General features: G+C 39.5%; 24 protein-coding genes and 2 other annotated features. All 24 genes read right to left on the bottom strand.

The features are described from left to right. Nucleotides 1-8: 8 nt before the first annotated feature. Entirely contained in the window at nt 9-479 is a 471-nt protein-coding gene (gene rpsG, locus CEQ83_RS00570) for a 30S ribosomal protein S7 (RefSeq protein ID WP_013054923.1), read from the bottom strand. 50 nt (nt 480-529) lie between these two features. Next, entirely contained in the window at nt 530-952 is a 423-nt protein-coding gene (rpsL, locus tag CEQ83_RS00565) for a 30S ribosomal protein S12 (RefSeq protein WP_013054922.1), read from the bottom strand. 99 nt (nt 953-1,051) lie between these two features. Then, nucleotides 1,052-1,300 (bottom strand): 50S ribosomal protein L7ae-like protein, encoded by a 249-nt coding sequence (locus CEQ83_RS00560; RefSeq protein WP_013054921.1) that lies wholly within the window; start codon nt 1,298-1,300, stop codon nt 1,052-1,054. 131 nt (nt 1,301-1,431) lie between these two features. After that, nucleotides 1,432-5,025: a DNA-directed RNA polymerase subunit beta' gene (rpoC, locus tag CEQ83_RS00555; RefSeq protein WP_013081369.1), complete on the bottom strand. Its 3,594-nt coding sequence runs from the start codon at nt 5,023-5,025 to the stop codon at nt 1,432-1,434. Nucleotides 5,026-5,087: 62 nt separating this feature from the next. After that, nucleotides 5,088-8,651 carry a DNA-directed RNA polymerase subunit beta gene (gene rpoB / locus CEQ83_RS00550; RefSeq protein WP_028412662.1) on the bottom strand — a complete coding sequence of 1,188 codons (3,564 nt, stop codon included), beginning with the start codon at nt 8,649-8,651 and terminating at the stop codon, nt 5,088-5,090. Nucleotides 8,652-8,896: 245 nt separating this feature from the next. Then, the gene (locus CEQ83_RS00545; protein ID WP_034263652.1) at nt 8,897-9,499 is read right to left on the bottom strand and encodes a class I SAM-dependent methyltransferase; all 603 of its coding nucleotides are present in this window, start codon (nt 9,497-9,499) and stop codon (nt 8,897-8,899) included. 112 nt (nt 9,500-9,611) lie between these two features. Beyond that, the gene (gene rplL, locus CEQ83_RS00540) at nt 9,612-9,974 is read right to left on the bottom strand and encodes a 50S ribosomal protein L7/L12 (RefSeq protein WP_013054917.1); all 363 of its coding nucleotides are present in this window, start codon (nt 9,972-9,974) and stop codon (nt 9,612-9,614) included. 44 nt (nt 9,975-10,018) lie between these two features. Next, on the bottom strand, nt 10,019-10,519 hold the full coding sequence (gene rplJ, locus CEQ83_RS00535; RefSeq protein ID WP_013054916.1) for a 50S ribosomal protein L10: 501 nt from the start codon (nt 10,517-10,519) through the stop codon (nt 10,019-10,021). 40 nt (nt 10,520-10,559) lie between these two features. Further along, nucleotides 10,560-10,703, bottom strand: a sequence feature (ribosomal protein L10 leader region). Nucleotides 10,704-10,768: 65 nt separating this feature from the next. Beyond that, complete coding sequence (gene rplA / locus CEQ83_RS00530; protein ID WP_013054915.1) at nt 10,769-11,464, bottom strand: 50S ribosomal protein L1; 696 nt, start codon at nt 11,462-11,464, stop codon at nt 10,769-10,771. A 110-nt stretch (nt 11,465-11,574) separates the two neighbouring features. Continuing rightward, nucleotides 11,575-12,000 carry a 50S ribosomal protein L11 gene (gene rplK / locus CEQ83_RS00525; protein ID WP_013054914.1) on the bottom strand — a complete coding sequence of 142 codons (426 nt, stop codon included), beginning with the start codon at nt 11,998-12,000 and terminating at the stop codon, nt 11,575-11,577. A gap of 165 nt (nt 12,001-12,165) precedes the next feature. After that, nucleotides 12,166-12,699: a transcription termination/antitermination protein NusG gene (gene nusG / locus CEQ83_RS00520; protein ID WP_014462032.1), complete on the bottom strand. Its 534-nt coding sequence runs from the start codon at nt 12,697-12,699 to the stop codon at nt 12,166-12,168. Nucleotides 12,700-12,894: 195 nt separating this feature from the next. Further along, complete coding sequence (gene secE, locus CEQ83_RS00515; protein ID WP_013054912.1) at nt 12,895-13,074, bottom strand: preprotein translocase subunit SecE; 180 nt, start codon at nt 13,072-13,074, stop codon at nt 12,895-12,897. Between the two features lie 53 nt (nt 13,075-13,127). After that, nucleotides 13,128-13,277: a 50S ribosomal protein L33 gene (gene rpmG, locus CEQ83_RS00510; protein ID WP_013081365.1), complete on the bottom strand. Its 150-nt coding sequence runs from the start codon at nt 13,275-13,277 to the stop codon at nt 13,128-13,130. Between the two features lie 81 nt (nt 13,278-13,358). After that, a complete protein-coding gene (gene sigH / locus CEQ83_RS00505) occupies nt 13,359-14,009 on the bottom strand; it encodes an RNA polymerase sporulation sigma factor SigH (protein WP_028412660.1) in 651 nt (216 codons plus the stop codon). A gap of 68 nt (nt 14,010-14,077) precedes the next feature. Further along, complete coding sequence (locus CEQ83_RS00500) at nt 14,078-14,587, bottom strand: NYN domain-containing protein (RefSeq protein WP_013081364.1); 510 nt, start codon at nt 14,585-14,587, stop codon at nt 14,078-14,080. Nucleotides 14,588-14,589: 2 nt separating this feature from the next. Next, nucleotides 14,590-15,333 carry a 23S rRNA (guanosine(2251)-2'-O)-methyltransferase RlmB gene (gene rlmB / locus CEQ83_RS00495; RefSeq protein ID WP_014462034.1) on the bottom strand — a complete coding sequence of 248 codons (744 nt, stop codon included), beginning with the start codon at nt 15,331-15,333 and terminating at the stop codon, nt 14,590-14,592. Then, complete coding sequence (locus CEQ83_RS00490) at nt 15,323-15,748, bottom strand: Mini-ribonuclease 3 (RefSeq protein ID WP_013054907.1); 426 nt, start codon at nt 15,746-15,748, stop codon at nt 15,323-15,325. The genes rlmB and CEQ83_RS00490 overlap by 11 nt, the downstream gene beginning before the upstream one ends. Before the next feature lie 7 nt (nt 15,749-15,755). Beyond that, complete coding sequence (gene cysS, locus CEQ83_RS00485) at nt 15,756-17,153, bottom strand: cysteine--tRNA ligase (protein WP_155016965.1); 1,398 nt, start codon at nt 17,151-17,153, stop codon at nt 15,756-15,758. Beyond that, complete coding sequence (gene cysE / locus CEQ83_RS00480) at nt 17,143-17,799, bottom strand: serine O-acetyltransferase (RefSeq protein ID WP_025753192.1); 657 nt, start codon at nt 17,797-17,799, stop codon at nt 17,143-17,145. The genes cysS and cysE overlap by 11 nt, the downstream gene beginning before the upstream one ends. Before the next feature lie 72 nt (nt 17,800-17,871). Beyond that, nucleotides 17,872-18,095 (bottom strand) — a binding site (T-box leader). 39 nt (nt 18,096-18,134) lie between these two features. Further along, a complete protein-coding gene (gene gltX / locus CEQ83_RS00475) occupies nt 18,135-19,592 on the bottom strand; it encodes a glutamate--tRNA ligase (protein WP_028412658.1) in 1,458 nt (485 codons plus the stop codon). Nucleotides 19,593-19,697: 105 nt separating this feature from the next. Next, nucleotides 19,698-20,177 (bottom strand): 2-C-methyl-D-erythritol 2,4-cyclodiphosphate synthase, encoded by a 480-nt coding sequence (ispF, locus tag CEQ83_RS00470; RefSeq protein ID WP_013054903.1) that lies wholly within the window; start codon nt 20,175-20,177, stop codon nt 19,698-19,700. Next, nucleotides 20,174-20,875 carry a 2-C-methyl-D-erythritol 4-phosphate cytidylyltransferase gene (gene ispD, locus CEQ83_RS00465; protein WP_028412657.1) on the bottom strand — a complete coding sequence of 234 codons (702 nt, stop codon included), beginning with the start codon at nt 20,873-20,875 and terminating at the stop codon, nt 20,174-20,176. The genes ispF and ispD overlap by 4 nt, the downstream gene beginning before the upstream one ends. A 25-nt stretch (nt 20,876-20,900) precedes the next feature. Beyond that, the gene (locus CEQ83_RS00460; RefSeq protein ID WP_014462040.1) at nt 20,901-21,998 is read right to left on the bottom strand and encodes a PIN/TRAM domain-containing protein; all 1,098 of its coding nucleotides are present in this window, start codon (nt 21,996-21,998) and stop codon (nt 20,901-20,903) included. A 147-nt stretch (nt 21,999-22,145) separates the two neighbouring features. Then, the gene (disA, locus tag CEQ83_RS00455) at nt 22,146-23,225 is read right to left on the bottom strand and encodes a DNA integrity scanning diadenylate cyclase DisA (protein ID WP_013054900.1); all 1,080 of its coding nucleotides are present in this window, start codon (nt 23,223-23,225) and stop codon (nt 22,146-22,148) included.

Raw genomic sequence — 23,225 nt, 5'->3', positions numbered from 1 at the left:
TTAAAAGATTACCAACGGTAATGAGCAAATGCTTTATTAGCTTCTGCCATTTTGTGAGTATCTTCACGTTTCTTAACTGCAGCACCAGTGTTGTTAGCTGCGTCAAGGATTTCGTTAGCTAAACGCTCTTCCATCGTTTTTTCTCCACGAAGACGAGCATAGTTTACTAACCAACGAAGACCTAAAGTAGTACGACGCTCTGGACGTACTTCTACAGGAACTTGGTAGTTAGAACCCCCTACACGGCGTGCTCTAACTTCTAGTACAGGCATGATGTTTTTAAGAGCTTGGTCGAATACTTCCATAGCTTCTTTACCACTGCGCTCTTGTACTAAATCGAATGCTCTATAAAGAATAGCTTGTGACTTACCGCGCTTTCCATCAAGCATCATTTTGTTGATTAAGCGAGATACAAGCTTAGAATTGTAAATCGGATCTGGTAATACGTCTCTTTTTGCAACAGGTCCCTTACGTGGCATTCTACTTCCTCCTTTCACTTTTAAAAGTTTATCTATTAATTGTTAAGCTATTATTTTTTAGCTGCTTTTGGTCGCTTAGTACCATATTTAGAACGACCTTGCATACGGCCATCCACACCAGCAGTATCAAGTGCACCACGTACGATATGGTAACGTACCCCTGGTAAATCTTTTACACGTCCACCGCGGATAAGTACCACGCTGTGTTCTTGTAAGTTGTGACCAATACCTGGGATATAAGCTGTTACCTCGATACCGTTTGTTAAACGTACACGAGCATATTTACGAAGAGCCGAGTTCGGTTTCTTCGGTGTCATAGTACCCACACGTGTACATACACCACGTTTTTGTGGAGAAGATTGGTTAGTTTGAGCTTTCTTGAAGCTGTTGTAACCTCTGTTTAAAGCAGGTGAGTCAGATTTTTTACCTTTACTCACACGACCATTACGGATTAATTGGTTAATAGTAGGCATTTAATTTTTCCTCCTTTCGCCTTTTGTAAGACCACACATCCAGGTGGTTCATTTTTTAGCAAAAAACAAAGTCTTTGAAACTAAAAGTTCAAAAACGTGTTAACTAATAATTGCAACAGTTGCAGCGTTAACTTCTATCCTACAAGCTTGACCAAGCTTTCGCATAGAAGGGACATACGTATACGGAACGTTTTCTTGCTGTGCCGTTTTTGCCACAATGGATGTGACATAAAAATCAGCGTCTTCAGCAATGATGACTTCCTTTACTGTACCTTTTTTTAATGCTTTCACCGTCTGCTTTGTTCCTACAATAATATGATCAGCCTGTAATACTTTTTCATAAGACATTATCATATCCTCCAAAGTAACAGGTAGTTTATAGGAGCACCTTTGATATAGTATCATTCCCTAGAATGGATGTCAACTAACGTTTCGTAGTTTTTTTTAAAAACATCCATTCTAGAGTAATGATTTTATAATTAGTCGATTGTTACCGTTTCTTCAGCTTGGTTTTTGATCGGTTCAGCATTACGATATCTCGTCATACCTGTACCAGCCGGAACTAGCTTACCAATGATAACATTCTCTTTAAGTCCAAGCAACTCATCACGTTTTCCTTTGATTGCAGCATCCGTAAGAACACGCGTTGTTTCTTGGAATGACGCAGCAGATAAGAAGGAATCAGTTTCAAGAGATGCTTTTGTAATACCAAGTAATACAGGACGGCCTGTCGCTGGACGATTGCCTTCAAGTAATACTTTTTCATTTGCATCAGTGAATTGGTGAATATCAAGTAATGAACCTGGTAATACATCTGTATCTCCTGAATCCATTACACGCACTTTACGAAGCATTTGGCGAACCATTACCTCTACGTGTTTATCTCCAATTTCTACCCCTTGCATACGGTATACTTTTTGCACCTCACGAAGCAAGTACTCTTGTACAGCCGTGATGTCTTTTACTTTTAGTAATTCTTTAGGATCAATTGAACCTTCCGTTAATTCTTGACCACGTGCAATGCGCTGTCCTTCAATAACTTTCAGGCGTGCACTGTACGGAGCTGTGTAAGAACGAGTTTCAATCTCTCCTTGAACAGTAATTTCGTGCTGACGATCGCGTCCTTCAGAAATGCCGGCAATTGTACCTTCAATTTCAGAAATAACGGCTTGACCTTTAGGGTTACGCGCTTCGAAGATCTCTTGGATACGCGGTAAACCTTGAGTGATATCGTCTCCAGCAACCCCACCTGTATGGAATGTACGCATCGTTAACTGTGTACCTGGCTCACCGATAGATTGAGCAGCGATGATACCAACTGCCTCACCCACTTCAACTTCTGAACCAGTTGCAAGGTTACGACCGTAACATTTTTTACATACACCGTGGCGAGTGTTACATGTAAATGCAGAACGAATCCATACTTCTTCAACACCAGCATCCACAATTGTTTCAGCTAGGTCTTCTGTAATTAGTTCGTTTTCTTTCACTAACACTTCGTTTGTTCCTGGGTGAAGTAGTGTTTTTCTTGCATAACGTCCAATTAGACGCTCATCAAGTTTCTCAATTTCTTCTGTTCCTTCTTTGATTGCAACAGCCAGAATACCGCGGTCTGTACCACAGTCGTCATCACGTACGATAACGTCTTGTGCCACGTCAACCAGACGACGAGTAAGGTAACCTGAGTCAGCTGTTTTAAGAGCCGTATCGGCAAGACCTTTACGTGCACCATGGGTAGAGATAAAGTACTCTAATACTGTTAAACCTTCACGGAAACTAGATTTGATTGGTAACTCAATGATACGACCGGACGGGTTGGCCATTAGTCCACGCATACCTGCAAGCTGAGTGAAGTTAGATGCGTTACCACGGGCACCAGAGTCACTCATCATGAAGATTGGGTTGCGTTTGTCTAATGACGCCATTAATTTACCTTGGATAACGTCTTTCGCGCTACTCCATACAGAGATAACACGCTCATAACGCTCATCTTCAGTAATTAAACCGCGACGGAATTGTTTTAGTACGTTATCTACTTTAGCTTGCGCTTCTGTTAAGATAACTTCTTTTTCTCCTAAAACCACGATATCAGCTACACCAACTGTAATACCAGCTTTAGTAGAATATTTGAAACCTAGGTCTTTCATACGGTCAAGCATTTTAGAAGTCTCAGTAATTTTGAAACGTTTAAATACTTCAGCGATAATATTACCTAAGATTTTTTTCTTAAACGGTGCGATAGCCGGTTGATTCTTGATGAATTCCTTCACATCTGCACCTTTTTCAACAAAGTACTTCTCAGGAGTTTTCACTTCTAAGTTTTCTCTTGTTGGTTCGTTAATGTATGGGAACGATTTTGGTAAAATTTCGTTGAAAACTAATTTACCAACCGTTGTAACAAGCAACTGTTGATTTTGTGCTTCTGTAAACGTTTCGTTGTTTAAAGAACCTGCATACACACCTACACGTGTATGAAGATGCACATAACCGTTTTGGTACGCTAATAGTGCTTCATTTGTATCCTTGAACACCATACCTTCTCCAACTGCCTCTTCACGCTCAAGCGTTAAGTAGTAGTTACCTAATACCATATCCTGTGAAGGTGTAACAACTGGTTTACCATCTTTAGGGTTCAAGATATTTTGAGCAGCAAGCATTAAGATACGTGCTTCTGCTTGTGCTTCCGCAGATAATGGAACGTGAACCGCCATTTGGTCACCGTCAAAGTCAGCGTTATATGCTGTACATACAAGCGGATGAAGACGAATAGCGCGACCTTCTACAAGCGTAGGTTCAAATGCTTGAATACCTAGTCTGTGTAGCGTTGGTGCACGGTTTAAAAGAACTGGATGCTCTTTAATAACCGATTCTAATACGTCCCATACTTCAGGTTGCACACGTTCAATTTTACGTTTTGCACTCTTGATGTTATGAGCTAAACCGCGTTCAACAAGCTCTTTCATTACGAAAGGTTTGAAAAGCTCTAACGCCATTTCTTTTGGAAGACCACATTGATACATCTTTAAGTTCGGACCTACAACGATTACCGAACGGCCAGAGTAGTCAACACGTTTACCTAATAAGTTTTGACGGAAGCGACCTTGCTTACCTTTTAACATGTGAGAAAGAGATTTTAATGGACGGTTACCTGGTCCTGTTACCGGACGGCCACGACGACCATTATCGATTAATGCATCTACAGCTTCTTGAAGCATACGCTTTTCGTTTTGAACGATAATGCTAGGAGCTCCAAGGTCTAATAAACGCTTTAAGCGGTTGTTACGGTTAATTACACGGCGATATAAATCATTTAGATCAGACGTAGCAAAGCGTCCACCATCTAATTGAACCATTGGACGAAGTTCTGGCGGAATAACCGGTAGAACGTCTAAAATCATCCAAGAAGGTTCGTTACCAGAATGACGGAAAGCCTCTAGTACCTCTAAACGTTTAATAGCACGTGTACGACGTTGACCTTGAGCAGTTTTCAATTCTTCTTTCAAAGCATCTACTTCTTTATCAAGATCGATGTCATGCAATAATTTTTTAACAGCTTCAGCACCCATTGCTGCATGGAAAGTTTGTCCGTACTTCTCACGATACGCACGGTATTCTTTCTCTGATAAAAGCTGTTTCTTTTCAAGTGGTGTATCACCAGCATCTGTTACTACATAAGAAGCAAAATAAATGATTTCCTCTAGCGCACGAGGGGACATGTCTAAGACAAGTCCCATGCGGCTAGGAATACCTTTGAAGTACCAAATATGTGAAACAGGTGCAGCTAGTTCGATGTGACCCATGCGTTCACGACGAACTTTTGCGCGCGTAACTTCTACGCCACAACGATCACATACAACACCTTTATAACGAACGCGCTTATATTTTCCGCAGTGACATTCCCAGTCCTTTTGTGGACCAAAAATACGCTCACAGAATAAGCCGTCTTTTTCAGGTTTTAACGTACGATAGTTGATCGTTTCAGGTTTTTTTACCTCACCGTACGACCAAGAACGAATTTTATCTGGCGAAGCTAGACCGATTTTCATATACTCAAAGTTATTTACATCTAGCAAGGAGCCTACCTCCCTTTTAATCTACAGGTTTTTTCCCTTAACGTTTATATGAAAGTAATTCCTTACTCTTTTGTGACAGGATCTTTTTGTCCTTCAGAAAGGCTTTCTTCGTTATCTGCAATAATTGATTCTGTTGGTTGCTCATGGTCCTCTTCTGAGTCCATGATATCAATTTCTTGCTCGTCAGCAGAAAGCATCTTCACATCCATACCTAAACTTTGTAGTTCTTTGATTAATACTTTGAACGATTCAGGTATGCCAGGTTCTGGAATGTTTTCACCTTTAACAATTGCTTCGTATGTTTTCACACGACCTACTACGTCGTCTGATTTCACTGTTAAGATCTCTTGTAATGTATAAGCAGCACCGTATGCTTCAAGTGCCCATACTTCCATCTCACCAAAACGCTGTCCACCGAACTGCGCTTTACCACCAAGTGGTTGTTGTGTAACAAGTGAGTATGGTCCAGTAGAACGAGCGTGAAGTTTATCGTCTACCATGTGAGCAAGTTTGATCATGTACATGATTCCTACTGATACACGGTTATCGAATGGTTCACCTGTTCGACCATCATATAGAACTGTTTTAGCATCACGAGACATGCCAGCTTCTTCGATTGTTGCCCAAACATCTTCCTCACGCGCACCATCAAATACTGGAGACGCAACGTGAATGCCAAGCTTACGAGCAGCCATACCTAAATGAAGCTCTAGCACCTGACCGATGTTCATACGAGATGGTACCCCTAATGGGTTTAACATGATGTCAATTGGCGTACCGTCTGGTAGGTAAGGCATATCTTCTTCCGGTAAAATACGTGAAATTACACCTTTGTTACCGTGACGACCGGCCATTTTGTCACCTTCAGAAATTTTACGCTTCTGAACAATGTATACACGGACTAATTGGTTTACACCTGGTGGTAATTCGTCGCCATCTTCACGGTTGAAGACTTTAACATCAAGGATAATTCCACCGCCGCCGTGCGGTACACGAAGAGAAGTATCACGAACTTCACGCGCTTTTTCACCGAAAATAGCGTGTAGAAGACGTTCTTCAGCTGTTAGTTCTGTTACACCTTTTGGCGTTACTTTACCAACTAAAAGATCTCCATCTTTTACTTCTGCACCAATGCGGATGATTCCACGCTCATCTAAGTTGCGAAGCGCATCTTCACCTACGTTTGGAATGTCACGCGTAATTTCTTCAGGTCCAAGTTTCGTATCACGAGACTCAGATTCATATTCTTCAATATGAACAGACGTATATACATCGTCTTTCACAAGGCGTTCACTCATGATGATGGCATCCTCATAGTTGTAACCATCCCATGTCATGAAACCAACCATTACGTTTCGTCCTAAAGCAAGCTCACCTTTTTCCATTGAAGGACCGTCGGCTAAGATCTCACCTTTTACTACTTCGTCGCCAACTGAAACAATTGGACGCTGGTTGTAACAAGTACCTTGGTTAGAACGAACGAATTTTAATAATTTGTATTGATCTAAGTTACCTTTAACTTTTTGTCCGTCTACTTCTTCATAGCGGCGAACAAAAATTTGTTTTGCTTCTACGCGCTCTACAACGCCAGGGTATTTACAAATCACGGCTGCACCAGAGTCTTTACCAGATACATATTCCATACCTGTACCTACGATTGGTGCTTCAGGATTTAATAAAGGTACTGCTTGACGTTGCATGTTCGCACCCATTAATGCACGGTTAGAGTCATCGTTCTCTAAGAATGGGATACATGCTGTAGCGGCAGATACAACTTGTTTTGGTGATACATCCATATAGTCTAAACGATCGCGACGGATAACCGTGTTTTCTCCACGGAAACGTGCAACGACATTTTCATCTAAGAATGAACCATCATCACCTAGACGAGCGTTCGCTTGGGCTACAACATAGTTATCTTCTTCATCAGCTGTTAAGTAGTCAATTCGCTCTGTCACTTTACCTGTTTCAGGATCGATACGACGGTAAGGTGTTTCGATGAAACCGAATTTGTTTACTTTTGCATATGAAGAAAGTGAGTTGATTAACCCGATATTCGGACCCTCTGGCGTTTCAATCGGACACATACGGCCATAGTGGGAGTAGTGAACGTCACGCACTTCGAAACCAGCGCGTTCACGCGTTAAACCACCAGGTCCTAGAGCTGAAAGACGACGTTTGTGCGTCAATTCGCCTAATGGATTCGTTTGATCCATGAACTGTGATAATTGAGAACTTCCAAAGAACTCTTTAATCGCCGCAATAACTGGACGAATATTAATTAATTGTTGAGGTGTGATTGTATTCGTGTCTTGAATTGACATTCTTTCACGAACAACACGTTCCATACGAGATAAACCGATACGGAATTGGTTTTGTAACAATTCACCTACAGAACGCAGACGACGGTTACCTAAGTGGTCGATATCATCTGTGTCTCCTACTTGATGAAGCAAGTTAAAGAAGTAACTGATTGATGCTAAAATATCAGCAGGTGTGATATTTTTAACTTCTTCTGTTACATAAGCGTTGCCTGATACAGTGATGACTTTTTCACCTTCTGGATCATTTGGCGCATAAATCTTAATAGATTGTAATGTAACATCGTCTTCTACTACTCCACCAACCGGACTATAAGTTTTGAAGTTTACTCCACCTTCAAGCATCGGAATCAAGCGATCTAGCAGACGGCGATCAATCATTGCGCCTTTTTCTGCAATAATTTCACCTGTTTCAGGATCAACTAATGTTTCAGCTAGCTTTTGATTAAATAAGCGATGTTTGATATGAAGCTTTTTATTAATTTTATAGCGACCTACGTTCGCTAAGTCATATCGTTTTGGATCAAAGAAGCGAGATACTAATAGAGACTTCGCATTCTCAACTGTCGGTGGTTCACCCGGACGTAAACGCTCATAGATTTCTAATAGCGCTTTTTCCGTTGTTTCCGTATTATCTTTTTCAAGCGTATTACGGATGTATTCATTATCACCGATTAAATCGATAATCTCTTGGTCAGAACCGAAACCTAGCGCGCGTAACAGCACTGTTACTGGCAGTTTACGAGTACGATCAATACGCACGTATACTACATCTTTTGCATCAGTTTCATATTCTAGCCATGCACCACGGTTAGGGATAACAGTTGCTGTATATCCTTTTTTACCGTTTTTATCAAGCTTTCCACTATAGTAAACACTTGGTGAACGAACCAACTGTGATACGATAACACGCTCAGCACCATTAATTACAAAGGTACCTGTTTCGGTCATCAATGGGAAATCTCCCATGAACACATCTTGGTCTTTTACTTCACCTGTTTCTTTATTAATTAACCGCACCTTAACACGAAGAGGTGCTGCATAAGTTACATCACGTTCTTTAGACTCTCCTACTGAATACTTTGGCTCACCTAAGCTGTAATCAATAAATTCTAGTGATAAGTTACCTGTAAAATCATCAATTGGAGAAATATCTTGGAACATTTCTCGTAAACCTTCATCTAAAAACCATTGGTATGAAGCCGTTTGAATCTCGATTAAGTTCGGTAACTCTAAAACTTCACTAATACGAGCATAACTTCTGCGTTGGCGGTGGCGTCCATACTGAACTAGTTGACCTGTCAACTGATTCACCCCTCAAATCAAGCGTTATTATTCAAAATATATAATAAACCATATGTTTATTATTGAACAAAAGAAAAATGGTCTCTTTAAATAGAAAACCACAATTTCATAAAAACGTACTATTGATTTTATTAGTTTTTCCCATATAATTCAAAATTATACCTTTTATTTTATGTATAACCCGAGCTTATATGGAATATTTATATATTGGCATTTTATAATGCTAACATACTAAAAAATATTAGTCAACATTTTTTAGCACATATGATATAATACCCTTTTTTCTTTTCTACTACTTCTACTTCATTAAATAGAGATTCTAATTTCGCAAGAGCAGATGGCGCTCCTTGCTTTTTCTGAATCACAATCCAAAGTTCTCCTTGGTCAGCAAGGTGATCTAATGACTTTTCTAGAATTTCATGAACAACTTTTTTACCCGCACGGATCGGCGGATTACTAAGAATAGCTGCAAAATTCGTTTCCTTCACATTTTCATAGCAAGAGCTTTGATAGATTGAAACATTTGATACTGAATTAACTTCAGCATTTTTTTGAGCTAGTGCTAATGCACGTTCATTAACATCGACCATATGAACGTTTCTTTGGCTATCCTCTTTTGCAAGAGCCAACCCAATCGGGCCATATCCGCACCCAACATCCAGAAGCGGGCCGGGACTCTCAGGCATTTGAAACGTTTCAATTAACAGGCGCGATCCAAAATCGATCTCTTTTTTTGAAAAAACACCGCTGTCACTCGTAAATGAAAAAGAGGTTCCTCTCAATTCAAATGAAAAGCGCTCTTCATTACTTGCAGACGATGGTGTATTAGAAAAATAATGTTCTGTCAAAATAGAACCTCCTAATCAATATGTTCTTCTTTACTATAAATGAAAAGGATGACAGAAGCAAAAAAGCTCGCTTGTACAAGCGAGCTTTTTTATATCAGTTGTTAAGCAATAATTACTTAACTTCTACAGAAGCGCCAACTTCTTCAAGTTTAGCTTTTGCTTCTTCAGCTTCTTCTTTAGAAATACCTTCTTTAAGAGCTTTTGGAGCGTTATCAACGATTTCTTTAGCTTCTTTTAAGCCAAGACCAGTGATTTCACGTACTACTTTGATAACTTTGATTTTTTGTCCGCCAGCACTTTCAAGTACTAGGTCAAATTCAGTTTTCTCAGCAGCAGCTTCACCAGCAGCACCGCCAGCTACAGCTACAGGAGCAGCAGCAGTTACGCCAAATTCTTCTTCGATTGCTTTTACTAAATCGTTAAGTTCTAAAACAGTCATATTTTTAACTGCTTCAATGATTTGTTCTTGAGTCATTGTTAATTTCCTCCTTGTGATTGTGTTATATATAACAGACTAGATTATGCACCTTGTTCTTCTTTTTGATCTGCCACAGCTTTTGTAGCAAGAGCAAGGTTGCGAATTGGAGCTTGAAGCACGCTAAGCAACATAGAAAGTAAGCCTTCGCGAGATGGTAGTTCTGCAAGTGCTTTAATTTCTTCAACAGATGCAACATTACCTTCAATTACACCAGCTTTGATTTCTAACGCTTCGTGTTCTTTAGCGAAGTTGTTTAAAATTTTAGCTGGAGCAACAACATCTTCTCCACCAAATGCGATTGCATTTGGACCTACTAACGCATCATTAAGATCTGTTAGTTCAAGTTTTTCTACAGCACGGCGAGTTAAAGTGTTTTTGTAAACTTTGAACTCAATGCCTGCTTCACGTAATTGCTTACGAAGTTCAGTAACTTCAGCAACATTCAAACCACGGTAGTCAACGACAACTATTGAGTTACTCGCTTGAAGTTTTTCAGCAATTTCGTCTACGACTTGTTTCTTTTGTTCAATTACGTTGCTCATCTTTACACCTCCTGTAGATTTCCTTCCGTACACTCAGACAAGGTGCAATAAAAAACCTCCATGACAATAAAGACATGGAGGTGTAGTAAGCGAACCATAACGTTTCACTAATTTATCTCACACACCTCGGTAGGAAATTAAGCTTTGCAGCACCTACTGTCTACGGTACAAATGTTATTCTTTTTAACAACATTATCTATTATAATCAGGGACTTTCAAAAAGTCAACACCGATTTATTTCCAAATTTATTAAGCAGAGAATGAAGCAGTATCAACTTTGATACCAGGGCCCATTGTTGAAGTAACAGCTACGTTCTTCATGTATGTGCCTTTTGCTGCTGCCGGCTTAGCTTTTACCATAGTTTCGAAGATTGTAGTGAAGTTTTCAACTAACTTGCTCTCTTCGAAAGATACTTTACCGATTGGCACGTGGATGTTACCAGCTTTATCAACACGGTATTCTACTTTACCAGCTTTGATTTCGTTAACTGCTTTTTGAACATCAAATGTTACTGTACCAGTTTTAGGGTTTGGCATTAAACCTTTAGGTCCTAATACACGACCAAGTTTACCAACTTCACCCATCATGTCTGGAGTAGCTACGATTACATCGAACTCGAACCAACCTTGTTGGATTTTGTTGATGTAGTCAGCATCGCCAACGTAGTCAGCGCCTGCAGCTTCAGCTTCTTTAGCTTTTTCGCCTTTAGCGAATACTAATACACGTTGAGTTTTACCTGTACCGTTTGGTAGTACTACTGCACCACGAATTTGTTGGTCAGCTTTCTTAGGGTCAACTCCTAAACGGAATGCTACTTCTACAGTTGCATCAAATTTAGTTGTGTTTGTTTTCTTTACTAATTCAATCGCTTCTTGTACTGAATAAGTCTGTGTACGATCTACAAGCTTAGCAGCTTCAACGTACTTTTTACCTTTTTTAGCCATTTTTGTTTCCTCCTTATGTGGTTTTAACGGAATAACCTCCCACTAATAAAGGTTGCGAGCATAGGAAAACTTCCATTTCTCGCAACCTTCTAACACCCAATCAAATGGAATTAGTCTTCAACTACGATTCCCATACTGCGCGCTGTACCTTCTACCATGCGCATTGCAGATTCAACGCTAGCAGCGTTTAAGTCAGGCATTTTAGTTTCAGCAATCTCACGCACTTTGTCACGCTTGACTGTTGCAACTTTATTACGGTTTGGTTCACCAGAACCAGACTCAATACCAGCCGCTTTCTTAAGTAGTACAGCAGCAGGTGGAGTTTTCGTAATAAATGTAAATGAACGGTCTTCAAATACCGTGATTTCAACAGGAATGATAAGACCAGCTTGATCAGCTGTGCGAGCGTTAAACTCCTTACAGAAACCCATGATGTTAACACCGGCTTGACCTAATGCAGGACCAACTGGTGGCGCTGGATTTGCTTTACCTGCAGGAATTTGTAACTTAACAAGTTTAATTACTTTTTTAGCCACGAGACACACCTCCTTAAGTCCGTGATGTGGTAATAGGGCGATGCCCTCCCACTCAATGTTCTTTATATATAAAATAAAGAAATAGTTGTTTTAGTCTCTAGTTTTGAGACATACTGACTTATGAAATATTAACATTAAACTTCATGAATTGCAAGGTCTTACAGATTATATTTTTTCAATTTGTGTAAAGTCTAGCTCTACTGGCGTTTGTCTTCCGAACATATCGACATGAACCTTAACTTTACGTTTATCTGTATCGATTTCTTCAATGGTACCTTCGAAGTTTGCAAACGGACCTTCTTGAACCAATACTGTTTCTTTTAGTTCAAAGTCAAAGTCAGCATGCTGCTCGTCCATGCCCATTTGTTTTAAGATCATTTCTACTTCTTCTGGTAGAAGAGCAGTTGGCTTTGATCCAGAACCTGCTGAACCTACAAAGCCCGTAACTCCAGGTGTATTACGAACTACATACCATGAATCATCTGTCATGATGATTTCAACTAACACGTACCCTGGGAATACTTTTTTCTTTGTAATCTTTTCTTTGTTGTTCTTAATTTCTCTTTCTTCTTCTTCAGGAACAACAACGCGGAAAATTTTATCTTGCATACCCATTGTTTCTACGCGCTTTTCTAAATTTGTTTTTACTTTATTTTCATATCCAGAATAAGTATGGACTACATACCAATTTTTCTCCATTTCTGAGGACTATACGTCCTTCCCTCCCAGCTCACTATAAAATAAGATGTCCTAATCTATTGCACAGACAACGCACTAGGAAAATAGTTGACTCCTAGCACAATCATTCTTAAAGCAAATTAAAAAACCCGTCTCCGGGCTTTTCTGAAAAAAACATAATTTAGCTTTATTATACCATGATTTAAGTCAATTTATTCAAGGGATTAAACGAATAAGTGACGAAATTCCGTAATCAACTACTACAAAAAAGAGTGTCATAAATACAACTGTAGAAATAACAGTAATTGTATAACGAGTTAGCTCATTTTTTTTAGGCCAACTTACCTTCTTCATCTCACGCCCAACATCACGCAAGAAATTTCCTACACGGTTCATGTTTGTAACCTCCAATAAATTAAAAGGGGTATTAGTCTGTGCAGATTATTGATCTACTTTGTTTCACGATGAATCGTATGTGCGTTACACGTTTTGCAAAACTTCTTCATTTCTAAACGCTCTTCGTTTTGCTGTGTGTTTTTCATAGTCGTATAGTTACGACTAGCACATTGCACACACGCAAGTACAACTTTTTTACGCATAATGTCAACCACCTATAGAGTGATAATGTCTATAAAAAAGTATCACAGACTTTCTTAGCATGTCAATATGAGGATAGAAGGCTACATTGTGATTTCACGAATCTCGAGGTAGCGCTCTAATTTCCTCTTCACACGCTGAAGTGCATTATCGATGGATTTGACGTGGCGGTTTAACTCTTCTGAAATCTCTTGATAAGATTGACCATCTAAATAAAGAACGAGAACTTTTCGCTCAAGATCACTTAACAGTTCAGCCATCTTTAATTCAATATCATCAAACTTCTCTCGATTAATGAGCAGCTCTTCTGGATTTGCTACTTTTGTCCCCGAAATAACATCCATTAAGGTTCGGTCGGACTCTTCATCATATATTGGCTTGTCCAATGATACATAAGAGTTTAATGGAATATGTTTTTGCCTTGTTGCGGTTTTAATAGCGGTAATAATTTGCCTGGTAATGCAAAGTTCAGCAAAAGCTTTAAACGAAGTTAGCTTATCTTCTCTAAAATCTCTAATTGCCTTGTATAACCCTATCATACCTTCTTGTACAATATCTTCACGGTCTGCCCCAATTAAAAAATACGACCGCGCCTTTGCTCGCACAAAGTTTTTGTATTTATGAATCAAATACTCTAATGCGTCAATATCGCCTTTATGCACAAGATCGACAACTGTTTCATCCTCTTGTTGTTCGAAATGAGCATGCAGTTTTCTCCCATAAGTATCGCCCATATCGATCCCCCCGACCGCACAGTAGATAGAAATATTATACAGTAGCTAATTCCGTACCGTCAATAACCTCACCGCTGTCCCCGGCGCCATTTTTCGAAAATTTCGGCTACTTGATTGGAAAGTTGAATGCGTGCCGCTGGCTTTTGATTTTGAATAGACTTCACATCAAGATTAATATGTTTCTCAATTTGCTCAATTTCGTTGTATAATTCTCGAGCAGAAATTCTAAGCGCACCTTGTCCAAAGATTGCCCACTGCTCCGTAAAATCAGATGTAGCAACATGAATCTGTGTCTTTACATTGTTTAGCTCTTGAGCTAGCTTTTCAATGTACTCATCCGCTGTTTCATTTTCTCGTGTAAATACAACGTCAACCTTATGATTTTTTGCCTTCTTTTCAATTCCTTCGACCATATGAGCATCGAAGACAATAATGACACGATACCCCATATATGCTTGATACTCTGCCATCTTTTCAATTAACAGGTCTCGAGCACCCGCTAAATCATTATCTCTAAGCTTTCTTAGGTCGGGCCACGCACCTATCATGTTATAACCATCCACCAGTAGAATATCCATTTTTATTCACCTAGAGGATGGCGTTTTCGGTAAACCTCATACATGAGAAGACTAGCTGCTACAGATGCATTTAACGATGTAACATGCCCAACCATTGGAAGCTGTACAAGAAAGTCGCATTTTTCACGAATCAAACGACTCATGCCTTTTCCTTCACTTCCAATCACTAACGTAAGCGGCATACCTCCATCTAAGTTGCGGTAATCGTCACTTTCTTTCGCATCCGTTCCAACAATCCATACGCCTCGATCTTTTAATTCATCAATCGTCCTTGATAGGTTTGTTACCCTTGCTACAGGAATATGTTCAATCGCTCCTGTAGACGCCTTTGCTACAGTGGCCGTTAATCCAACTGAACGGCGCTTTGGAATAATGATACCGTGTGCGCCAACGGCATCGGCTGTTCGCATAATAGAACCTAAATTATGGGGATCTTCGAGCTCATCTAACAGAAGGAAAAACGGACTTTCATTACGTTTTTCCGCTAAGTTAAATAAATCATCTAACTCTGCATACTGATAAGCAGCAACTTGTGCAGCTACTCCTTGATGAATACCGTCTACCATTTGCTCAATTTTCTTTTTCGGTACAAACTGCACCAATACACCATTACGTTTTGCTAACTGCGTGATTTGCCCCATAGAACCGCCTTGCGATCCTTCGGCAATCCATAGTTTGTTAATGTCACGCCCAGACTTTAGGGCTTCTAGGACCGGATTACGTCCAATGATAAATTCATGTTCCATGATTCATTCCTCCCTCTCCTTCATCGACGAAAGAGATAGCTTTAGTAATAAGTTCCATCATTCTTTCTTCTTCACCTAAAAGATACAAATAGCCTACGACCGCTTCAAATGCTGTACTGTAGCGATACGTTTGCACATCTGTGTTTTTAGGGACTGTACCAGACTTTGCATTGCGTCCTCGGCGCAGTACACCTTCTTCTTCTTCAGTAAAAAAGTTTTCATTTTTAAAATAATATACGATTTGTGCTTGTGCTTTTGCTGATACATATTTTTTAGCTTTATTATGAAGCTGGTTAGGGCGCACTGTCCCTAACACCAGCAGGTGGCGGCGAACATGTAAATCAAACACCGCATCACCCATATAAGCAAGAGCTAAGCTATTTAGCTGTTTTACATCTAATTTACTGCTGCTCATAACGCTATTATCCTCTTTTCCATCTTGTTCCTTGCGCCGTATCTTCTAAAATAATATTTTTAGCCTTTAATTCATCTCGAATTTGATCTGCTAATTGGAAATTACGATCTTTACGAGCTTGAATACGATCTTGGATCAATTGATCAATTTCTTCGTCTAGAAGTTCAGCTTCTCCAAACGCAATGCCTATTGCAGCACCTAGTTCTTTAAACTCTTTAATAAAGGCTTCAATTACATCTGTAGACGTTGTTTGTTCTAATAAATACAAGTTAGCTTGCTTTGCTAGCTCGAACAGAACAGAAATGGCATTTGCCGTATTAAAATCATCATCCATCTCTTCAACAAAGGTTTCGCGGAGCTCTTTTAGCTTTTCGAACCATTCTGAAGCATCTTCTTGAAGATTTGTTGCTGCCTCTAGACGGTGAGTTAAGTTGCCGTAAGCTGTTTGCAGACGATCAAACCCTTTGCGCGTATTCTCTAAAATTTCTTCGTTATAGTTAATTGGGTGACGATAGTGAACAGATAAAATAAAGAATCGAAGTAGAGAAGGATCATGCTTTTTAATAATGTCATGAACTAACACGAAATTCCCTAGTGATTTAGACATCTTTTCATTATCAATATTGATATATCCGTTATGAAGCCAGTATTTCGCAAACGATTTCCCAGTGAGCGCTTCTGATTGAGCAATTTCATTTTCGTGATGAGGGAAAGCTAAATCCTGGCCGCCTGCGTGGATATCAATTGTATCACCTAAATACTTGCGTGCCATCGCCGAGCATTCAATATGCCAGCCTGGTCTTCCTTGACCCCAAGGGCTATCCCATGCAATCTCTCCATCTTTGGTTGCTTTCCAAAGAGTAAAGTCTAATGGATCTTCTTTCTTTTCTCCAACTTCGATGCGAGCACCGGATTGCAATTCATCAATGGACTGATGTGATAATTTTCCGTATCCTTCAAATTTACGCGTACGATAGTATACGTCGCCCTCTGACTCATACGCATAGCCTTTTTTCACCAGTTCATCAATGAACTCAATAATGATATCCATATTTTCAGTTACGCGTGGATGCACATCGGCATGCTTGCACCCAAGGGCTGATGTATCTTCAAAGTAGGCATCGATAAAGCGGTTTGCAATCGTTGGAACATCTTCTCCTAACTCTTTTGCTGCCTTAATTAATTTATCATCCACATCTGTGAAGTTTGAAACATACTCTACGTCGTAGCCTCTAAATTCTAAATAGCGGCGCACCGTATCAAATACAATCGCAGGACGCGCATTTCCAATATGAATATAGTTATATACAGTTGGCCCGCACACATACATTTTAACTTTGTTTTCTTCTAACGGTACAAACGTCTCTTTTTGACGTGTTAACGTGTTATATAGCTTAATTGCCATGATGGATCTTCCCTTCTTTTAATTCCTTTAATTGATTTTGCAGATGTAAAATTTCTTTCTCTAGCTGTTTGAAACGCTCTGCATCTGGATCTGGCAAATCTTGATGATTCAAATCTTTTGGAATCCGGACGCCATTTTGAATGACGACTCGGCCAGGGATACCAACAACCGTTGAGTTTTCTGGGACGTCATTTAACACAACTGAGCCTGCTCCAATTTTAGAGTGCGCATGAATCGTAATCGACCCTAGCACTTTAGCACCTGTTGCAATTAAGACATTGTCTTCAATCGTCGGGTGACGCTTTCCTTTTTCTTTCCCTGTTCCTCCGAGTGTTACTCCTTGATATACGGTTACATTATCTCCAATTTCGCACGTTTCCCCAATAACAATTCCCATTCCGTGATCAATAAAAAAGCGGCGGCCAATTTTCGCACCCGGATGAATTTCAATCCCTGTGAAGAATCGGCTAATTTGTGAGATTACACGTGCCAGAAAAAACCACTTTCTTTTAAAAAGCCCGTGAGCGAATCTATGTGCCCAAATAGCATGCAACCCCGAATAGGTTAATATCACTTCAATATAACTTCTTGCTGCAGGATCTTGTTCAAATATGGCCTCAATGTCTTCCTTTAACAACTTTAGCATCATCTCACCCCAATTCCGCTATTCCTCTATCTACTCATTGATTGTATAAAAAAACGTCCCTATGTCAAATGACACAGAGACGTATATACGCGGTTCCACTCTGTTTGGATCAACAAACAATCCCAACTCTTCTCTCATAACGTGAAAGTACCCGCTTTTGCCTACTTACTTAGTAGCATTCAACAAAAGACTCAAAGGCGCACTTCAACAAGTTTTGTCATAGGTTACTTTCAGCCGGTGATAACCCTCTCTGATATGCAATGAACTTGCCTACTCTTCCTTCTCAACGATATCCATATTTGATTACTGTATCATATGGGCAAAATAGAAATTTGTTAACTATAAATGCTTTCTAAACGAGCTAGAACTGTTTCTTTCCCTAAAAGAGAAATAGCTTTTGGAAGCTCTGGACCGTGTGTTTCGCCTGTTGTTGCTACACGAATTGGCATAAATAGTTTTTTACCTTTTTGACCTGTTGCTTTTTGTACAGCTTTTGTTGCTGCCTTAATCTCATCAGCGCTGAATTCTTCTAAAGAAGAAATCTCTTCAGCAAATGCTTTTAGCACTTCTGGTACTTGCTCTTCAGCAAGTACTGCTTTTGCTTCTTCACTGTAATCAATTTCTTTCTTAAAGAACATTTCAGTAAGTTCAACAATCTCAGCGCCAAAGCTCATTTGTTCTTGGTATAGAGCGACTAAGTCACGTACCCATTGTTCTGTTTCTGCATCGCGCGTTTCTTCAACTTTTCCAGCTTTCACTAAGTGAGGAACTGATAAAGCTACTACCTCGTCTAAATCCAATTGTTTCATGTATTGGTTGTTCATCCAACGTAATTTGCTTGTATCAAATAGTGCTGGAGATTTTGATAAACGAGCTGGGTCAAAAATTTCAATAAACTGTTCTTTAGAGAAAATTTCTTCTTCTCCCACAGGTGACCAGCCAAGCATTGTAATAAAATTAAATAGTGCTTCTGGCAAGTAGCCTAATTCTTTATATTGCTCGATAAACTGAATGATTGACTCATCACGTTTACTTAGCTTGCGACGATTTTCATTTACGATTAACGTCATATGACCAAATACAGGAGGCGTCCAACCTAAAGCTTCATACACAAGAATTTGCTTCGGTGTATTGGAAATATGGTCATCTCCGCGTAGAACATGTGTCATCTTCATTAGATAATCATCAATGGCTACAGCGTAGTTATATGTTGGTGTACCGTCTTTTTTCACAATAACGAAATCACCAATGCCTTCAGACTCAAACGATACTTCATCTTTGACAATATCATTCCACTTAATTTCTGTGTTACTAGGAACACGGAAGCGAATGCTCGGCTCACGGCCTTCTGCTTCTAGTTCAGCACGCTGTTCAGCTGTTAAGTTACGGCACTTACCTGAATAGCGCGGCATTTGACTGTTCGCCTGCTGTTCTTCACGCTCTTTTTCAAGCTCTTCTGACGTACAGTAACAGTGATAAGCTAATCCTTTTTCAAGAAGTTCTTCCGTATATTTTTGATAGATTTCCGTACGTTCAGACTGGCGGTAAGGACCGTACTCCCCGCCTACGTCGATACTTTCATCCCATTCAATACCTAACCATTTTAAATAGCGCAGCTGACTTTCTTCGCCGCCTTCGATATTACGCTTTTGATCTGTATCTTCAATACGGATAATAAATTTACCGTTTTGATTTCGTGCAAATAAATAATTAAATAGTGCTGTTCTTGCATTCCCTATATGAAGATGTCCAGTTGGACTCGGGGCATAACGAACTCTTACTTCGCTTGACATAACTAAGATGACCTCCAATTTAATATTACTTATAGTATGTATTTATATGTTTTAGACATGTTCTAATTTTATCACCAAATAGGTATCTGTCAAAGTCAACTGTTTTTATTTTTGATAAACTAAAACGGCTGCTTGGGCAGCGATTCCTTCTTCACGTCCCGTAAAACCTAACTTTTCTGTTGTTGTTGCCTTGACGTTAATTTGAGAAATGCTTGCTTCTAACAGCTGCGCAATACGCTCTCTCATTGGTTCAATGTAAGGAGCCATTTTAGGTTTTTGCGCGATAATCGTGCAATCTACATTGCTTAATTCATAACCTTCATCTTTTAGTAGTTTCCATACGTGTTGAAGAAGCTTTGCTGAATCAGCATCTTTAAATTCAGGGTCTGTATCCGGAAAATGCTTTCCGATATCTCCTTTAGCCGCCGCTCCTAATAAGGCATCTGCGATTGTATGTAACAGCACATCTGCATCTGAGTGGCCTAATAATCCTTTTTCATACGGAATTTCTAAACCGCCGATGATTAAAGGTCTTCCTTCTGCAAATTCATGTACGTCGAAACCTTGTCCTACTCGAATGTTCATTTTTCCACTCCTTCAGTCCTGTTTAGCTTTGTTAATATAGCTTCTGCATATAACAAATCTTCTGGTGTTGTTAGTTTTATATTATCGTAATTTCCCTCTACAATCGATACTTTTTGTCCTGCTTTTTCTACTAAGCTTGCATCATCGGTGCCTAAGTATTCATTTGTTTTTGCTTTTTCGTGTGCATCCATTACTACATCAAAAAGAAAAGCCTGCGGCGTTTGAATAGCCCACAAGCTAGAGCGCTCAACTGTTTCAATGACAGTCCCCTGTTCCACACGCTTAATTGTGTCTTTTACTGGAACAGCCAGTACAGCAGCCTTATCACTAGCAGCTTTTTCTACTAACTCATGGATTGTGTTTTGTTGAACAAATGGTCGAGCGCCATCATGAATTAATACCATCTGAGCCTGCTTTAGACTTTTAAGGCCGTTATAAACGCTATGTTGACGTTCATCGCCTCCAACTGTCAATGATTGAACCTTTTGAATTGGATATTCAGTTAATAACTCTTCAAAAATCGCCACTTCTTTTTCGTTTACAACTAGTACAATTCCACTGCACCAAGGATCTTGTTCGAATTTTTGCAGCGTATGAATGATAAGCGGAACGTTTTGAATAGTTAAAAATTGTTTGTTCCGCCCCGCTTTCATTCGCTTCCCCTGCCCTGCAGCTAAAACGATAATTTCATACTTCATAGGTATACTCCCTTTACCTGTTACGTCACAGTGCTTTTTCTAATAACTTGGGTTTCGCAAAAATCATACGGCCTGCTGAGGTTTGGAGTACGCTCGTCACCAGTACATCAATTTGCTTTCCAATGTAATTTCTTCCTTCTTCTACCACGATCATTGTACCGTCATCAAGATAGGCAATACCTTGATTATGCTCTTTACCGTCTTTTATAACCAACACATTCATTTCTTCTCCCGGAAGCACAATTGGCTTAACGGCATTTGCTAAGTCATTAATATTTAAGACGCCGACATTTTGAAGTTCACATACTTTATTTAAATTAAAGTCGTTTGTAACGACCAACCCAGAAGTCAGCTTTGCCAATTTGACCAGCTTACTGTCCACTTCTTGAATGTCTTCGAAATCGCCTTCATAAATTTCTACCTTCATTGCCAGTTCCTTTTGAATACGGTTTAGAATATCTAGACCTCGTCTACCTCTGTTTCGTTTTAGAACATCCGACGAATCAGCAATATGCTGAAGTTCCTCAAGCACAAAGCGCGGAATAACAATCGTTCCGTCTAAAAATCCTGTTTGACAAATATCTGCGATACGACCGTCAATAATAACGCTTGTATCTAAAATTTTAAGAGACTTTAGTGATTCTTCATTATCTGCTTCTTCTTCTTGCCCTTTTTTCTTCCCAATTCGAGATGGCATGGAAAACACGTTCACAAGCTCATCACGTTTTTTAAACCCGACTTGAAACCCTAAGTAACCTAAAAGAATACTTAGAAAGATTGGTAAAATGGTACTTACTACTTGAAGTTGAATTCTGCCTAAAAAAGCTCCGACCAAGTAGGCTACAATAAGCCCTAAAATCAATCCTAAGCTACCAAAAAGTACATCCGTTACAGGCGCCTTCAGCAACGCCTCTTCCACTCGGCGAATTAATTCAACTATATAATCAACAATCCAAAACGTGACAAGGAAAAACAAAATAGCTCCCAGTATTGCATCGACGTAAGGTTTTTCTAGAAATGCTACATCTTGCAGATTTAATAATTGAATAAGTTCAGGTATAAAAAAGACGCCCAATGTACCACCTGTAATAATAAAAAATAACTGTACAAAACGTTTTAACACGCCTTCACCTCCCTTTATCATTATAAACAGTTTACAATGATTGAAACCTGTTATTTAACCAAAAAACAGAATTTGTAAACAAACTGTCACTTTTTTTGTATTTTCACAATATCTTAATGAATCAAACATTTAATGTCAATTAATATCCTATAGCTGACGGTTTGTAAGATGCTGCTCTTTTAGTCTTTTTAGGCCTTCTCTAATTTTCCGTGCTCGAATTTCACCGATGCCTTCTACCTCATCCAATTCTTCTACCGACGCATCTGCTATCGTTTTTAAATCCCCTAATTCATCAATGAGATTTTCAATAATAATCGATGGAAGTCTTGGAATTTTATGAAGCATTCGATACCCTCTAGGAATAACGCTGTCTTCAAAGCTGGTATACATAGGATATCCCATTAAGCGAAGGAGCGTTTGGTCATCGAGAAGAACATTATTTGACGGCTGCTGCATGCGTTCAATCACTCGGTAAGGGTCAAAGCTGAGGTCATACATATAATCTTTGATTAATAAAGTTGCTTCTTCCTCTAAGTGAGAAAGCAGTTCATTCATTTGGAGACGAATTAGCCTTCCTTCTGTTCCTAACTCGCTAATATAGCTCAAAATTTCATTTTTAATACGCAAAACCATTTCTGTACGATGAAGCGACTGCAGCACATCTGTATGAGTTACTTGCTCTTCAAACTCTAATGCACTGAGACTTGTAATCGATTCATCTAATACCGCCTTGTACTTTTCAAGGGTTCCAAGCGCTTGATTCGCTTTTGCTAAAATAACGCTAATGTCTTTCAATACATACTGCAGAGACCCTTTGTAAAGCGTAATCACATTCCGTCTTTGTGAAATGGCTATCACCAATACACCTGACTGCTTAGCTACGCGCTCCGCTGTACGGTGACGCATTCCTGTCTGTGAAGAAGGGGTAGAGGGATCTGGCATGAGCTGAGCATTAGCAAACAATATCTTGCTTCCGCTGTCGTTTAAAATAAGCGCTCCATCCATTTTGGCTAACTCGTATAAATGCGCAGGTGTAAATGCACAATTAATCGAAAATCCTCCATCTACCATCTTTTTGACTTGTTCATTGTAGCCCATAACAATTAAGCCGCCCGTCTTTGCCCGCAAGACGTTATCGATACCGTCACGAATAGGGGTTCCTGGTGCTACAAACTGCAGAATTTCTGATATTTGTTTTTGACTAACTGTTGTTTTTTCTCCTTCCAC

The sequence above is a fragment of the Priestia megaterium genome, from assembly GCF_009497655.1.
Classification (GTDB): Bacteria; Bacillota; Bacilli; order Bacillales; family Bacillaceae_H; genus Priestia; species Priestia zanthoxyli.
This window is presented reverse-complemented; position numbering and strand designations above follow the sequence as displayed.